Raw genomic sequence first — 14,196 nt, forward strand, 5'->3', positions numbered from 1 at the left:
TGAACATCGCTTGGGTGGTGCGGCCGGCCTTGGACTTCGTCCTGCACTGGAGCCGCTGGCGACGCCGCCATCAGGCCATCGCCAAACGCTGCCATTACCGACGCAGAGACCCTCGCGCCAAAGTCCCACTGTAGTACTAGGCGCATTTGAGATTCTCTGCGTTTAAAATCAGTTTCGGTAAGGACCATTCCAAGACTTCGCCCCAAGCGACCCCATTGAGAAAGGCGCCTTACCGAAACAGGAGCATCAGAGATTATCAAATCAGTCGTACAATAGCAGCTGCCATACCAGCCCAGTCAACGCGACCAGTTAGATGACACCACGAAATGCGCACGGCTCGGCGAACATCAGCGTCCGCGAATCCCATTGCCAACAACACATGGCTAAGCGTGTAAGACTGTGAAGTGCAGGCAGCCCCGTTAGAAACTGCTGAAATACCTTTCCACGCTAGCATCACAGCTTCCGAATCCACCCCCGGGAAGGATATATTCAGGACATGAGGCAAAGTGCGTTCCGTATCTCCGTGGATCGTAACATTTAGCGGTTTAAGCGAAGCCAAAGCCTCTTCACGCATTTTCAGAATCATGCGTTGCCGTCGCTCATTGTCGCACAGAGCTATTTCAGCAGCCAGTCCCAATCCAACAACAAGTGGCACAGCGACAGTTCCAGGGCGAAGCCCTCGCTCTTGCCCTCCACCCACCATCAAAGGGGTAAGCGGAACTCGCTCATAATCCCGACGCCGCATAAGGAGAGCGCCAACGCCTTTGGGGCCATAAATTTTGTGGCCACTGATACTTATTAAGTCAATTCTTGGGTTGCGTATCGCCTTGAACTCCTTGCCGAATCCCTGAGCAGCATCCGTGTGCAAATATGCTGGGTGATCCGTTAATACGCGACATATCTCATCCAGTGGTTGCAGGACTCCGGTCTCATTGTTCACGTGCATCACAGACACAAGCAGTGTGTCTGGGCGAAGTGCTGAACGGATTGCATCCGCGTCCACCCAGCCGCCCCCCGTAGGAGGAACGAGCGTAACCTCAAAGCCGCACTTGCGCAGTCGCTCAAGGGGTTCGAGTACAGCTTTGTGCTCGATCGCCGTGCTTACGATGTGCCGCCGCCCCGTTTTCTCACCGTGCGGCGCCAACCCGAGAATTGCCAGATTGTTGCTCTCGGTCGCTCCGCTGGTAAACAGGACTTCGTCCCGCTTCGCTCCAAGCACGGCTGCGACCTGCTCCCGGGCACGTTGGACCGCCTGCTGCGCCCGAATTCCGAAGTCGTGCGTCCGGCTGCCGGCATTGCCGAAATCCTCGGCCATGAACCGCAGCACTACGTCCCGGACCTCGGGCTCCATGGGGGTTGTCGCGTTGCAGTCGAGGTAGGCCGTCACCGCTGAGTCCTCCTTCAGGTGCGCCCAACTAGGTATACCCCCCGAAGTCAGTCGGCCAGGATCTTGATTTTTTCGCCCTGTTTGCTTTTTTGTTGACGTACAGGCGTCATCTTTCTTATTGACGCATGGGCGTCATCAAAGATACGCCACATGACTTCATGCGTCGTGCTCCTGGCCTATCTGATACGTCATCTTCCGGACGTCGGTCGCAATCTCCGGCCGCCTTTGGGTACGTATTCCCCGCCATCCGGGGAGTACAGGCCCACCGGGAGTTCTACGTCTCCATGTGCCCGCTGCGGCTCATCCCCCGCATCTTCCTCTTCAACGAGGACGAGCTGGTCCCAGAGCTGCGCGCACAGCGAGTCCTCAATAAGGGGCGCATCCCGGAAATGGCGCGCTACATCCTGGGGAACCGCGACTCCTACACGTTCTCGGCGCTCACCGCATCCATTGACGGAGACGTACGCTTCGAGCCCCTAGGCGAGACCGGCGACGCACAGAAGCTCGGTAGCCTCCAAGTGTCGATGCACGCGCGGTTCGTCATCAACGACGGGCAGCATCGCCGCGCCGCCATCGAGGCCGCCATCCGCGAGAACCCGGACCTGGCTGACGAGACCATCGCCGTCGTCTTCTTCCTCGACACTGGTCTCGAGCGCTGCCAGCAGATGTTCGCGGACCTCAATCGGCACGCCATCCGTCCATCGACTTCGCTGGGAGTGCTGTACGACCATCGAGAGGACGGCGCGAAGGTCGTCAAACACTCGGTGCTGAAGCTGCCTCTCTACCGTGACCTCACGGAGATGGAACGTAGCACCCTCTCTGCCCGCTCGCGGAAGCTGTTCACCCTGAGCGCATTGTACACGGCGACCCGAGCCCTCCTGGCCCGCTTGGAGGATCTCAGCGACGAGGAGCGCCGGGAATTGGCGACGGCCTTCTGGGATGAGACCGCGAAGCTGTTCCCCGAGTGGCAGCAAGTTCTGGAGCAGAAGCTGAGCGCCGCGGAAGTGCGTCGCGATCTGCTTCATACGCACGGAGTCGTCCTCCAAGCCCTCGGCCGTGTCGGCAATACGCTTCTGCGTGAGCAGCCACAAGCCTGGAAGAAGTCCCTGAAGAAGCTCTCGCGGCTCGATTGGTCGCGCTCGAACGCGAAGCTCTGGGAGGGCCGAGCCCTCGTGGGTGGCCGGGTATCGAAAGCCGGTACGCACGTCACCCTGACTACGAACCTCATCAAGGCCCACCTCGGACTCCTGCTGACTCCTGAAGAGCAGCGTATCGAGGACGCCTTGCTGCGAGGAGAACATGCAGCGAACTGATTCAAAGCGGGGCTCCGCCTTCGATGCCCTTGGCATGAAGCAGGTGATTGCCTCACTGGTCGAGGAGATCCAGGAACTCTATCTGGCAGACCAGGTTCCATGGGTGGTGGGCTACAGCGGAGGAAAGGATTCGACCGCGTGCCTCCAACTCGTCTGGATGGCGCTCGCCGGGCTTCCCGCAGAGAAGCGGACGAAGACCATCCACGTCATCAGCACCGATACCCTGGTGGAGAACCCGGTCGTTGCCGCCTGGGTGTCCCAATCGCTCGAGACGATGAAGAAGAGCGCGGCCAGTGCGGGCATGCCCATCGAGCCGCGCCGGCTCACCCCCGAGGTCACGGACACGTTCTGGGTCAACCTCATTGGCAAGGGGTACCCAGCGCCACGCCCTAAGTTCAGGTGGTGCACCTACCGGCTGAAGATCCGCCCTTCCAACGCGTTCATCAGCAACGTTGTCCGCAAGAGTGGCGAGGTCATCCTCGTGCTCGGCACGCGGAAAGCGGAAAGTGCCGCCCGGGCCCGCGCCATGGAGCGCCACGAGCGAAGGCGCGTGCGGGAACGCCTCAGTCCCAACGCCAACCTGCCCAACTCCCTCATCTACAGTCCCATCGAGGACTGGACGAACGATGACGTCTGGATGTTCCTGATGCAGTACCCCAATACCTGGGGTTACAAGAACAAGGACTTGCTGACCATGTACCAGGGGGCCTCCGCCGATGGAGAGTGCCCGCTCGTGGTCGACGACACGACTCCCAGTTGCGGAGACAGCCGCTTCGGCTGCTGGGTCTGCACGCTGGTGGAAAAAGACAAGTCGATGCAGGCCATGATCCAGAACGACGAGGAGAAGGAGTGGATGCTCCCGTTGTTGAAGCTGCGTGACGAACTGGATGTCACGGACGACAAGCACCTGCGCGACTTTCGCCGCATGAACGGTCTCGTTCAGCTCCATCACGGAAGGCCCATCCCCGGACCCTACACACAGTCCGCTCGTGAAAACTGGCTGTACCGTGTGCTCAAGGCCCAACGATGGGTGCGCAACAATGGCCCCGAGCACGTCCGCAGCATCGAGCTCATCTCGCTCCCCGAGATGCAGGAGATCCGACGCATCTGGGTGGTCGAAAAGCACGAGATCGAGGACAACCTTCCTCGTATCTACGCCCAGGCCATGGAGGAGCCCTACCCGGGTCCTGCTCTCGACGACAACCTGATCTTCAGCGCCGAGGACATGGAACTTCTACGCGAGGTCTGCGGGCAGGATCGCCTGCGCTTCGAGCTCGCACGCGAGCTGCTCGACATCGAGCGACGCCATCGCTCCATGTCAAGACGCACGGGTCTCTTCGATGCGTTGGAGGGTTCCATCAAGAAAGGCTTCTTCACGGATGCTGCCGATGCGACGAAGTACGCCGTCGCTCGGCAGGACGCACGAGAGAAGATCGACGAAATGCGTCAGACCCTGGAGCCGCAGCAGCTCGACTTGTTGTCCGGAGAGTCTTCGACGGACTCTCAGGACCAGGCCGTCTCATGATTCTCGACCAGCTCATCCTCCACAACTTCGGCATCTATCACGGGCGTCACGTCATCGAGTTGACGCCCACCTCGAAGAACAAGCCGATCATTCTCTTTGGCGGACTGAACGGCAGCGGTAAGACGACCCTGCTCGATGCCCTGAAGCTCGTTCTCTACGGAAAGCTCGCCGATTGCTCGAATCGCCGGGAACTCTCCTACGAGGAGTTCCTACGCCGTTGCATCCATCGCGCTATCGACCCACAGGATGGTGCGGCTCTTGAGCTACGGTTCCGCCACCGTGTCGATGGAGTCGAGCGCATCTTCCGAATTCACCGCGCCTGGTCCGCGAAAGGGCGGACGGTGCGTGAGCACCTCGAGGTGCTTTGCGATGGCAAACTGGATCCCGTCGCTACAGAGAATTGGACCGAGATGGTAGAGGAGTTCATCCCATCACGGCTCTCCGGATTCTTCTTCTTCGACGGCGAAAAGATCGAATCGCTCGCGGACCTGGAAGGCTCCGCGGATGTGCTGGCCACTGCGCTCCAGTCGCTGCTTGGACTCGACTTGGTTGATTTGCTCCAAACGGATTTGAAGGTGGTCGAGCGTCGCAACCGGGAAAAGCAACGCTCCCAAGAGGATCAGAACAAGCTCGCGGCTGCGAATACAGAGGTCGAGCAAATCAAGGAGCGCTACTCCGAGGCGGTCACAACCCGCGGGTCGAAACAGAACCAGGTCGATCGTCAGAAGAAACGCGTTCGCGACCTCGAAGAGAAGTTCCGCAGGGCAGGAGGCGAGCTCTATACCAAGCGCGCCGAGCATGAAGCAGCGCGTCAGACGACTGCTGACAGTCTCGAAAGAACCTACGATCGTCTCCGCGAGTTGTCTGAAAGTGCTGCGCCGCTGCTCCTGGTCAGGGAGCTACTCGACGAGGTGGCTGCCAGATCGGAATCCCCTGACTCCAAGTTGAAAGAAGAGCTGCTCACCGTCCTTTCCGAGCGGGACGAGAAGCTCCTGTCGGAAGCAAAGCGGGCCGGAACACCGTCCGCAGTACTGACCCGGCTCGCACGTTACCTGACTCAAGATCGGGAGAACCGTAAGCCTGTTCATTCCGAGGGACCAAGCCTTCGCCTCACGGACGAAGCCAACCGTGACCTGGCGAGCCTACGCGGCGCCCTTCTCTCCGAGGTCCAGGCGACCGGCACGGTGCTGCTGCGTGAAGTCGACTCTCTCCAACAGGAACTCACGCGGGCGGATCGTACGCTCGAGATGCTGCCCGATGAAGAAGCCATCGGTGACTTGGTCCGCCAGCTAGAGGAGGCCAGGAAAGCCCTCGCGAAAGCGGAAGCCGAGTTGCAGGTCGCCGCAGAAGAAGTCGAGCGCCTCCAGCTGGAACGCTCACGCAAGTGGGATGCCTATACCAAGCTGGTCGAGCACGAAGTGGATGATCGCTTCCGCCAAGAGGAAGCCAACCGCATCATCCAGCATGCACAAGGCGTCCGCTCGGCCATGGAGCAGTTCCGTAAAAAGGTGGCCGAGCGGCACGTGCGGCGCATCGAGCAACTCATCCTGGAAGGATTCAGCCACCTGATCCGCAAGGATTCGCTGGTGACTCGGCTGGCGATCGATCCATCGACGTACCACCTCTCGATGTTCGGCAGGGATGACCAGCCACTGCCTCCCGAGCGTCTTTCCGCTGGCGAACGGCAGCTGCTCGCGATCTCCATCATCTGGGGGCTCGCGCGTGCCGCCGGACGCCCCCTTCCTGTCGTCATCGATACTCCGTTGGGGCGGCTCGACTCTGTACACCGCAGCCATCTCGTCGAGCGTTACTTCCCCTTCGCCAGCCATCAGGTGATCCTGCTCTCCACGGATCAGGAGATCGATGAATCAGGCCTCGAACGCTTGAAGTCCTCCGTGTGTCTCTCCTACCGGCTGGCTTATGACGGTCAGGAGCAGTCCTCTCGCGTGGAAAAAGGTTACTTCTGGGGGTAGGGCGTACATGGTGATCGAGCACATCAAGCTGTCCCAGCAGGCGAAGGAACAGCTCATCAAGCTCAAGCGCGTCACGGGCATCATGCACTGGAACGTTCTGTGCCGGTGGGCGTTCTGCACGTCGCTTGCCGAGCCCACACCGCCGCATTCCATCCGGATTCCGGCGGACAGTTCGGTGGAGATGACGTGGAAGACATTCGGAGGTGAGCACGCAGAGATATACGAGGCCCTTCTGCGGGCTCGTTGTCTTCGTGATGGTCTGGAGCTCTCCGACGAAGTTCTCGCGGACCAGTTCCGACTGCACCTTCACCGGGGCATCGGGTACCTGTTCGCCGACAAGAAGATGCGCGATGTCGCCGACTTGTTCCGGCGCATTCCTGGACTCTCGCCGTGAGCGAGGCTGCACCGGGCTTCGCGCGTCACCGGACTGCACTCGCGCGAACGGACCTGTCTCGTCCAGCCCGTCTGGCGCTGAATGACGGCGTCATTACGCAGAGCACCCGCGTCCTCGATTACGGATGCGGGCGAGGAGGGGACATCCGGCGCCTGCGCGAGCAAGGCATTGATTGCGATGGGTGGGACCCCGCCCACCGTCCTGATGGACCTCGAAACCAGGCGGATGTCGTCAATCTCGGGTACGTCGTGAACGTCATCGAGGATGTGGCGGAGCGAGCCGAGGTACTCCGTACCGCCTGGTCGCTGGCCACGAAGGTCCTCGTCGTAGCAGCCCGACTCGAAGTGGAGGCCCATCAGATCATCGGTGGCTGCCACCAGGACGGGTTCGTGACTCGCCTGGGAACATTCCAGAAGCTCTACCACCAAGATGAGCTCCGCCGCTGGATTGACGGCACTCTGGAAGTAGCGAGCGTGCCCGCGGGTCCTGGCGTCTTCTACATCTTCCGAGACGAGGCTGCCCGGCAGACATTCCTCGCATCCCGGTATCGACGGCTCGGTGCGGCCCCTCGCGTCCGTCGCTCCGACGAACTCTTCGAGCGCCACAAGGACATCTTGCAACCGCTGCTCGATTTCCTTGGCCACCAGGGTCGACTGCCGCAACAGGAAGAACTGAGCGGCGCCCAGGCCATCTGCGAAGCGTTCGGCTCGATTCAACGCGCGTTCCGCGTCGTCCGCGCTGTCGTGGACGAGGCTCAGTGGGAGGACGTGCAGCAACAACGCACGGAGGACCTCCTCATCTACCTTGCACTCTCACGGTTCAGCCGGCGCCCTCGGCTCACCGAGCTTTCTGCCCCGCTCCAGCTCGACATGCGGGCGTTCTTCACCTCGTACAAGGCGGCCTGCGAACTGGCGGATGCTTTGCTGTTCTCAGCAGGTCACATGCCCAGTGTGGACCGGCTCTGCCAGCAATCGAAGATCGGCAAGCAAACCCCCTCGGCGCTCTACGTACACGTATCAGCCCTCGACAAGCTGGCCCCAGTGCTCAGAATCTACGAGGGATGCGCACGTGCCTTCATCGGTGCCGTCGAGAGCGCGAACGTCATCAAACTGCACCGCGGCAGCCCTCAAGTCTCCTACCTCTCGTATCCGGGCTTCGATACCGATCCACATCCCCGCCTGGATTCCTCGTTGCTCGTCGCACTCCAGACGTTCCGCATCGAGGTGCGGCACTTCAGCAACTCGAAAAACCCGCCCATCCTTCACCGCAAAGAAGAATTCGTCGCGGAAGCGTACCCTCAGCATGCGAAGTTCGCCCGGCTCACAGCCCAGGAGGAGCGTCATGGGTTGTATGAGTCCCCAGAGCGGATCGGCACACAGGCTGGATGGGAGCAGGTCCTTCAGGAACGCGGAGTGAGCCTCCGAGGGCATCGCGTCGTGTTGAGCAGGGGCTGAGCCTAGCCCGGTCTTGTGGCTCTCCCGTACTTCGTGGTTCAGACGTGCCTTCGTTCCGAGCCGCCGTCCCGGTCCTACTCCGCCGAGCGCACCGGTGTGAACAAGTCACGCGTGGGCGGACCGGGGTGCTCGCGGAGGTACGCCGTCACGGACTCGGGAACCGCGGCTCCCATGAGGGTGAGGTAACGCTGGATGAGGAGCACTCGGGACCGCTCGAAGAGTTCGCCGTCGCCGGGCACCTGCCAGGGCGTGGGGATGAGCTCTTGCGCAACCCCTCGCGCGAACGCGGCGTCCCCCGCGTCCCCCACCGCCTTCAACCACTCGTAGTCCTGCATCCCCAGGCGGATGAGCTTGAGCCGCATGGACGGCAGGGGCACGCCCGTGCTCCCCCCAATGGCGGAGACCGTCCCCGGATAGAAGAGCGTCCCGTCACCAAAACCTCCAAAGGCGTTCTGGTTCGTCCACGCCGTGGAGAGCATCTGCGCCACCTGATAGTAGAGCTCTCCCGTCGCGCCCACCTGGAAGGAGATCCACTCCAGTGCGCGCGCGCTCGAGGACGGACGGTCCACCATGTACGAGGGCCAATCCCCCCCTGGCGCGGCGCCGCCACAGCCGTGGGTCACACAGCTCTGGTAGACCCACAGCTCCCGCTCCCTCCGGCCGAGGAAGGCCTCGTAGCGAGAGATCGCCCCGGCCCCCACGCGTTGCTCCGGCATCGTGTAGAGCCAGATGACCGTCACCGTGGCGATGTCGATGAGCTCGCTCAACCCTTGCCGCTCCAACTCCTGAAGGGAGGAGATGGTGAGCACCGTGCGCAACCGCGGCTCCGCCTGCCGTGACAGCCTGGCACGGGCCCGCACCTCGTCGAACGAGATGCCATAGGGGGGCTCGTCGCCCGGAAAGCTCAAGGCACGGGGCAACCAGCCGCGCGCTCCCGCCTGGACTCCGAAGTCCGCGAGCGCCTCGGCAGTGAAATCGCCCAGATACTCCACGCTCGTCATCCGCGCTCCCGGCAGACGCAGGGGCGCGAGGCCCTCGACGTACGGGCCCCACCAGGTGTCGAAGGTGGCCCAGTCCGGACGATCCTGGGGATCGAACCGGCTGGAGAGCGTGATGCGGTGCTCGAGCCCCAGCTTCAGGAAGTCCGACGACAACCGGAGCTGCTCCTCCCGGGAGCACTCCCGCTGCCCGGTGAAGGCCATGCACAGGCTGGGAGTCCAGACGGAGAAGCTCGTCCGCAACGACGACGTGCTCGGCATCACCCAGTCCACCACGGTGAGGGACACCTCCACCCGCGCGAAGGACCCGCCGCCCACCACCTCGACCGAGCCGTGGTAGTCGCCCGGGGGTGCGCCCATGGGCACGTGCACGTCCACCCAGAGGGCACGCGACTCGTGCGCGGGCACGTCCAGGGGGAAGGCCAGACGCTTCTCGCCCACCGTCTCGTCGGTGTCTGGCACCAGTCCGTCTGGCCACGCCCCCACCTCCACGCCCGACAGCGACTGGTGGGCGACGGGCACCAGCGTCTCCCGGTAGAGGACGAGGTCCCCCCCCTCGATGCGGCCGGGGCCCTCCAACGCGGAGAGGCGTGCGCTCACCCCAGGCCAGCCCCAGTCCCCTCCGTGCAGTCCCACCTGGAAGGAGACGAACTCGTTGCGCGCGGCGAACAGCTGCACGCGCGAGCCGTCACCCGGTGGCGTCTGGGGCCGCACCTTCTCCATGGCACCCAACCCCCAGGCCGAGGGACCGGAGCCCGCCCTGGCGGGCATGCCGAGAACCAGCGCCAACACACCGACGACCCACACGAGAGCGCTCATGGTGTGTTCACCATGGGAATGAGTCCCGCCCCCGTCGTCCTGTCCTCCGGTGTCGGGTGAACAGAATGGGCGCGGAGGAAGGGGCAACCGCGGTGCTGGCCGTCCCCGCTCCAGGCAGCCCCTGGCACGTGCCCCCGGGTCCAGGTTGCCTTCGGGCTCGGGGCAAAAACACTACCCACTCCGACAGGATCCCTTACTCGAAGGTGGAGAGCGCTCCTCTGGGAGAAGTGACCGGGGACTTCCGGCGGTGGAGTTGCACCGGAGCTGGTGCCCGACAACCCGGCCCCCGCCACACCGCCCGGACGAGACCGGGAACACCACGGTGGGTGCTGGTGCAACGGGGACCGGTCCTCGCCTCCGGGCCTTCACCGCCCATGCCGCATCACTTCCCGCAGGTGTTCGGCCACTCCGATCAAGATGGCCGCTGCTCCCCGGCGGTTGAGTGGTGAGGTGGCCAGCTTCTTTCCCCTGGTACTCCAGGTCCGAGCCGAGCAGCAGACGGTCAGCTCCGCTCCTCGGTGGGGGGCGGTTGTTCCCCCCCTGCTTGTTGGGCTCGACGGGAGGGCTTTTCTCCAACGGAGGGATGGGCTCCGTTCCCGCTGCTGGACGGGGTTGCTCGGTGTCCTTCTGCTTGGACGGAGACGGCCTCGACATCGCGCTCCAGTCCCAGGCCCGCAGAACCACGTCATCCTTGTCCGCCTCCTCCTGGGCGGTGGCGTTGTGCGGCGTCATCAGGTGCGCCGGGTTCTCCTCGCCTCGAAGTACACGGCCGAGCTGATGCAGCCTGTTCTCCACCAGCAGCAGGATGGCGCTGATGATGACGGGCGCGCTGTGCGTCCGAGCCGGGTCGGGCACCGCGCCCATGGCGACGCTGTCCGCGATCCAATGGGCGCCCTCGATGGCGTAACGAATTTCCCCCAGCTCGGCCGAGAGGCCGATGTGTTCCATCTGCGTTCCTCCTCGGGTGGATTGGATGAAGGCGCACTAGCCGACCAGCCAGGACGTCAGCGGGGATGACCGCCATGAGCCTTATCCCGAGGAGCACGCGGCTTTGACGGGCCACGACTACGGAGATGCCGGGCCGCGCGAAGTTGGTGGGCGAGAACACCATCAGGCCCGAGGAGCAAGGACGAGTGGCCATGAAGGTGGAACTGTTCCATCCGGGAGCTATGCCGTGAATACCCACGGGGCAGCCCTGGTGGGCTCCAGGTGTGAGCCGCTGACGAGGCTGCCCCCCCTTCTGGAGCAGGTGTCACATCCCGGTCGCGGCATGTGCGATCAGGATCTACATCCGCATATCCGATGGCGCACGCGCTACGACACTCGCCTGCAAGGCGTCGTAAATTGTCGGTTGCATGCGGTACGCTCCTTCTGGGAGAACCCGCCGCCCGCCATGTCCAGCGACCCCAGTGACTTGAAGGTGTTCGCCGCTCCCGTTTTCCGAGGGGGACGATTCGACGACCACGCCATCCCGGTCGACGTGCTGCCGCAGTTCCTGGCCTACAAGAACTTGGTGCGGGACCTCGCGATGGCCCTCTTCCGGAAGAGGAACAACCGGATCCGCGTCCCCGCCCACTTCGAGGACGCGTTCCAACTTAAGTTGCAGAACGTCGAGAAGGACTGCGCCGTGCCGGTGTTTGCACGTGCGGAGGCGCAGTTCGCTGGCGTGACGATCGACCCCTTGGATGCTGGGCAGGCGGGCGACTACTATGACGAGGCCCGGGATATTATCTCGGATACAATCCACGCCCTGGCCACTCAGCAGGCGTTGCCCGACGACTTCCCCGAGGAATTTCTCGAGGACCTGCTCGCCCTCGGCAAGTACCTCCAGGACGATGAGTCGCTCGAATTCCGCGGCCCATCCCGGGCAGCAGGCCCCAGTACGACGCCATGGTGCGCGTGCTCATTGAGTCCCGCCTGGCACAGCCCTCCTATCGGAAGCTCGCGGAACTGAGCGAAACCGTCGTTGGCTTCGACTGGGATACCGGGCGCTTCCGCCTCCGCACTCTCGATGGTTACTACGTGGTCGGGAGTCACACTGCCAGTACTGCGGGCGCCTTGGCGAAGGCCATCAACGAGAAGAACTTCTCCAGGGTGCGTGTTTTAGGGGAGGTCACCTTTACTCACGACCACATTCCGCAGAAGATCAACGATATCCGCGAAGCGCGCGGTTGGTCTGGAAGCAACGAGGCGAGCGTGCGCCAGGTTGAGGAACGCATCAAGGAACTCCAAACCCTGAAACCAGGGTGGCTCGACAACGAGCATGGCCGCGCGCTACCTGAGGAAGGGTTGTCGTGGCTGGAGGGGTTGCTGATCGGCCTGATGGTTGAGCGCTACCTACCCAAGCCGCGCCTCTATGCTACTCCCGACGGCGAGGTAGAAGCCGAATGGTCGTTCGGCACCTGGGAAGTCAGCGCGACCATCGACCTTGAAAAGAAGAGCGCGTGGATGCACGCGGCGAATGTGGAGACGCTTGAAGACGCGGAGGAAACGCTGGACCTCGGAACGCGGACGGGAGTGGGAAGCCTCGTCGCATTCTTGATGCAGTACGGCACGTTCGGCTCGGAGGTGGCCTGATGTCCGTACTGAAGGAGGAACTGGTGCCGTCCGGCGAACACTTGTACCGCCAAGTGAGCCCAAGTAGTGCATGGCTGAACGACGGCCGAGTGACGAGTGTCGCGTTCAGTCCATGGCCCAAGGACGAAGGGCTCCTCTCGGTGTCATGCGGTTCGCGCACGAGCGCCGAGCAGAGCTACGAGCACTACACGAAGACGCTCGGCTTCCCCTCGGCGGGAGTGTGGGCCGTCACGACCCAGGAAGTTGCGGATGTTGGCATGAAGTCTTACTGGTCGCCTGTCGAGCCGCCCCACCCGCATCCAGATCCCGCGCATGGATCCATCGACTTTCGAGGGCTCGACCAGAAAGCCGTGAAGACGCGCAGCAAAGCGCTCGCGGCGAAGGCGCACAATCGCGGTCGGCGTCATCCGCCGATTGATCAAGCACAGCCGGCAGTGCCACCGCCAACTGCGGCACCCGCTTCGACTGACCAGTCAGCGACTCAAAAGTAGCGTCCGTAGCCGCCATTCCGGGCATCGTGGGGCGATGGGCTTGCCCCGGTAGCACCTACGATCACTCTGGTCGGCTCGTAGGTCCTGTCGGGGCAAGCCGCCTGCGTGCCTCTCTCAAGTAGCCGTCTCCCGGCCTCCCACACGTCGGCGGACACAGCGGTACGCAGGGGCTCGCCGCTCTTGGTCTGCGGACACCCCAACACGCCCGCGACACCCTCGGCATCGCCCCGGTACGGCTCCACGCTTCCCATCTTGGCGAAGCGCACCAGTTCCGTGACGTGCCAGCCGGTGCCCGCCTGCACATCCATCCCGTCACGCCAGTAGGGAGCCAGGTGCTCCCGGGCCAGGAGGTAGTGCTCTCGGGGAATCACCTTGTCCCGCTTCCACTGCTCGGGCCTCGCCTGGGGCACCACCAACGTCTGGAACGTCGGGTCCTCGTTCACCGAGAGCAGGTGCTTCTCCTTGCGCAGCCAGGAGTAGAGGCTCTTGAGCACCGCGATCCGGTGGGGGACGTTTCCGGCTGTCTTCAACGCGGGCTTGATGTGGTCCACGAGGCTGAGCTTCCGCAGGTCGAGCCCCTTGAGCTGGTCCGCCCACCACGCGAGGTAACGCTGCTGCTTCTCCAGCCACTCGCGTGAGTTCTTCTTCGTGTCCCGGCTCCACAGCAGGAACTCTTCCGCGAGCGGCGCATCCAGGTAGATCGGCTGCTCGTGCGGCAGGCCCGCCGGGTTGTAGTTCTCCGGGTCGGTCTCGAACCGCTTGAGCTGCTCCATGGCCGCACGGAGCGTGCTGGCCCGGGTGCTGACCTTGTAGCTCCGCCCGTTGATCATGCGGCGGATCACGTAGACCTTCCGGCCCTTCGAATCGTGGCGGACGAACCCGCCCTCCCACGTCTCCGCGTAGTCCTGGCTCTTGCTCGTGCCCTCGCCCATGTCCTCGACCTCCATTGGGGAGAACGTGCGGGGGCTTGCCCGTATTTTGCCCATGAGCTTCGCGGGTAAAAAGAAAGGGCGTCGAACCGAAGTCCGACGCCCTGAGAACTCTTTGCTTTGTGTGCCCAGGGGCGGAATCGAACCACCGACACGGGGATTTTCAGTCCCCTGCTCTACCAACTGAGCTACCTGGGCGTGCTGCTCAACCGCGCGAAGTACGGGCGATTTACGGGGACTCGGCCCTCCCGTCAAGCGGGTTCTTCAACTCCCCTCCACTTCTCCCCCTTCCCCTCTCCCGCTCGCACGCCCGGCCTCCGTCCCTCCTTCTCCCAC

Annotated in this window: 11 protein-coding genes and 1 tRNA gene; 8 read left to right on the forward strand and 4 right to left on the reverse strand. The window is 63.1% G+C overall.

Features of this window, described 5'->3' with window-relative positions; genetic code table 11:
• Positions 1–256: 256 nt before the first annotated feature.
• A complete protein-coding gene (gene dndA / locus VFZ09_RS13015) occupies positions 257–1,387 on the reverse strand; it encodes a cysteine desulfurase DndA (protein WP_329727866.1) in 1,131 nt (376 codons plus the stop codon).
• Positions 1,388–1,545: 158 nt separating this feature from the next.
• On the opposite strand from dndA, the gene dndB reads away from it, so the two are divergent.
• The 5 genes from dndB to VFZ09_RS13040 are packed head-to-tail and all read left to right on the forward strand — an operon-like array spanning position 1,546 to position 8,046.
• Entirely contained in the window at positions 1,546–2,700 is a 1,155-nt protein-coding gene (gene dndB / locus VFZ09_RS13020; protein ID WP_329727932.1) for a DNA sulfur modification protein DndB, read from the forward strand.
• On the forward strand, positions 2,687–4,225 hold the full coding sequence (gene dndC / locus VFZ09_RS13025; RefSeq protein ID WP_329727867.1) for a DNA phosphorothioation system sulfurtransferase DndC: 1,539 nt from the start codon (positions 2,687–2,689) through the stop codon (positions 4,223–4,225). The genes dndB and dndC overlap by 14 nt, the downstream gene beginning before the upstream one ends.
• Positions 4,222–6,198, forward strand: a complete 1,977-nt coding sequence (gene dndD / locus VFZ09_RS13030; RefSeq protein WP_329727868.1) for a DNA sulfur modification protein DndD — start codon at positions 4,222–4,224, stop codon at positions 6,196–6,198. Before dndC ends, dndD begins: the two co-directional genes overlap by 4 nt.
• 7 nt (positions 6,199–6,205) lie before the next feature.
• A complete protein-coding gene (gene dndE, locus VFZ09_RS13035) occupies positions 6,206–6,592 on the forward strand; it encodes a DNA sulfur modification protein DndE (protein ID WP_329727869.1) in 387 nt (128 codons plus the stop codon).
• Entirely contained in the window at positions 6,589–8,046 is a 1,458-nt protein-coding gene (locus VFZ09_RS13040) for a DNA phosphorothioation-associated putative methyltransferase (protein WP_329727870.1), read from the forward strand. The genes dndE and VFZ09_RS13040 overlap by 4 nt, the downstream gene beginning before the upstream one ends.
• 74 nt (positions 8,047–8,120) lie before the next feature.
• Here VFZ09_RS13040 and VFZ09_RS13045 read toward each other — a convergent pair whose 3' ends face one another.
• Complete coding sequence (locus VFZ09_RS13045) at positions 8,121–9,863, reverse strand: glycoside hydrolase domain-containing protein (RefSeq protein ID WP_329727871.1); 1,743 nt, start codon at positions 9,861–9,863, stop codon at positions 8,121–8,123.
• 1,393 nt (positions 9,864–11,256) lie between these two features.
• Between VFZ09_RS13045 and VFZ09_RS13050 the strand changes: the two genes are divergently transcribed.
• From VFZ09_RS13050 to VFZ09_RS13060, 3 genes are read left to right on the forward strand one after another with little or no spacing between them, the layout of a single operon-like run.
• Entirely contained in the window at positions 11,257–11,817 is a 561-nt protein-coding gene (locus tag VFZ09_RS13050) for a hypothetical protein (protein WP_329727872.1), read from the forward strand.
• Positions 11,754–12,440, forward strand: a complete 687-nt coding sequence (locus VFZ09_RS13055; RefSeq protein ID WP_329727873.1) for a hypothetical protein — start codon at positions 11,754–11,756, stop codon at positions 12,438–12,440. The genes VFZ09_RS13050 and VFZ09_RS13055 overlap by 64 nt, the downstream gene beginning before the upstream one ends.
• Positions 12,440–12,931: a hypothetical protein gene (locus VFZ09_RS13060; protein ID WP_329727874.1), complete on the forward strand. Its 492-nt coding sequence runs from the start codon at positions 12,440–12,442 to the stop codon at positions 12,929–12,931. The genes VFZ09_RS13055 and VFZ09_RS13060 overlap by 1 nt, the downstream gene beginning before the upstream one ends.
• Here the strand turns inward: VFZ09_RS13060 and VFZ09_RS13065 are convergent.
• Together VFZ09_RS13065 and VFZ09_RS13070 are read right to left on the reverse strand one after the other, a co-directional pair.
• Positions 12,922–13,863: a hypothetical protein gene (locus VFZ09_RS13065; protein ID WP_329727875.1), complete on the reverse strand. Its 942-nt coding sequence runs from the start codon at positions 13,861–13,863 to the stop codon at positions 12,922–12,924. The genes VFZ09_RS13060 and VFZ09_RS13065 overlap by 10 nt on opposite strands.
• Before the next feature lie 122 nt (positions 13,864–13,985).
• Positions 13,986–14,058, reverse strand: a tRNA-Phe gene (locus VFZ09_RS13070).
• Between the last annotated feature and the right edge of the window lie 138 nt (positions 14,059–14,196).

The sequence above is a fragment of the Archangium sp. genome (assembly GCF_036277355.1).
Taxonomy (GTDB): domain Bacteria; phylum Myxococcota; class Myxococcia; order Myxococcales; family Myxococcaceae; genus Archangium.

Bases quoted from the DNA above. Each gene is read 5' to 3' on its own strand.
- VFZ09_RS13065 (WP_329727875.1), bottom strand. From the start codon at position 13,863: ATGGGCGAGGGCACGAGCAAGAGCCAGGACTACGCGGAGACGTGGGAG.
- VFZ09_RS13055 (WP_329727873.1), top strand. From the start codon at position 11,754: ATGGTGCGCGTGCTCATTGAGTCCCGCCTGGCACAGCCCTCCTATCGG.
- VFZ09_RS13060 (WP_329727874.1), top strand. From the start codon at position 12,440: ATGTCCGTACTGAAGGAGGAACTGGTGCCGTCCGGCGAACACTTGTAC.
- VFZ09_RS13045 (WP_329727871.1), bottom strand. From the start codon at position 9,863: ATGAGCGCTCTCGTGTGGGTCGTCGGTGTGTTGGCGCTGGTTCTCGGC.
- dndD (WP_329727868.1), top strand. From the start codon at position 4,222: ATGATTCTCGACCAGCTCATCCTCCACAACTTCGGCATCTATCACGGG.
- VFZ09_RS13050 (WP_329727872.1), top strand. From the start codon at position 11,257: ATGTCCAGCGACCCCAGTGACTTGAAGGTGTTCGCCGCTCCCGTTTTC.
- dndC (WP_329727867.1), top strand. From the start codon at position 2,687: ATGCAGCGAACTGATTCAAAGCGGGGCTCCGCCTTCGATGCCCTTGGC.
- dndB (WP_329727932.1), top strand. From the start codon at position 1,546: ATGCGTCGTGCTCCTGGCCTATCTGATACGTCATCTTCCGGACGTCGG.
- dndE (WP_329727869.1), top strand. From the start codon at position 6,206: ATGGTGATCGAGCACATCAAGCTGTCCCAGCAGGCGAAGGAACAGCTC.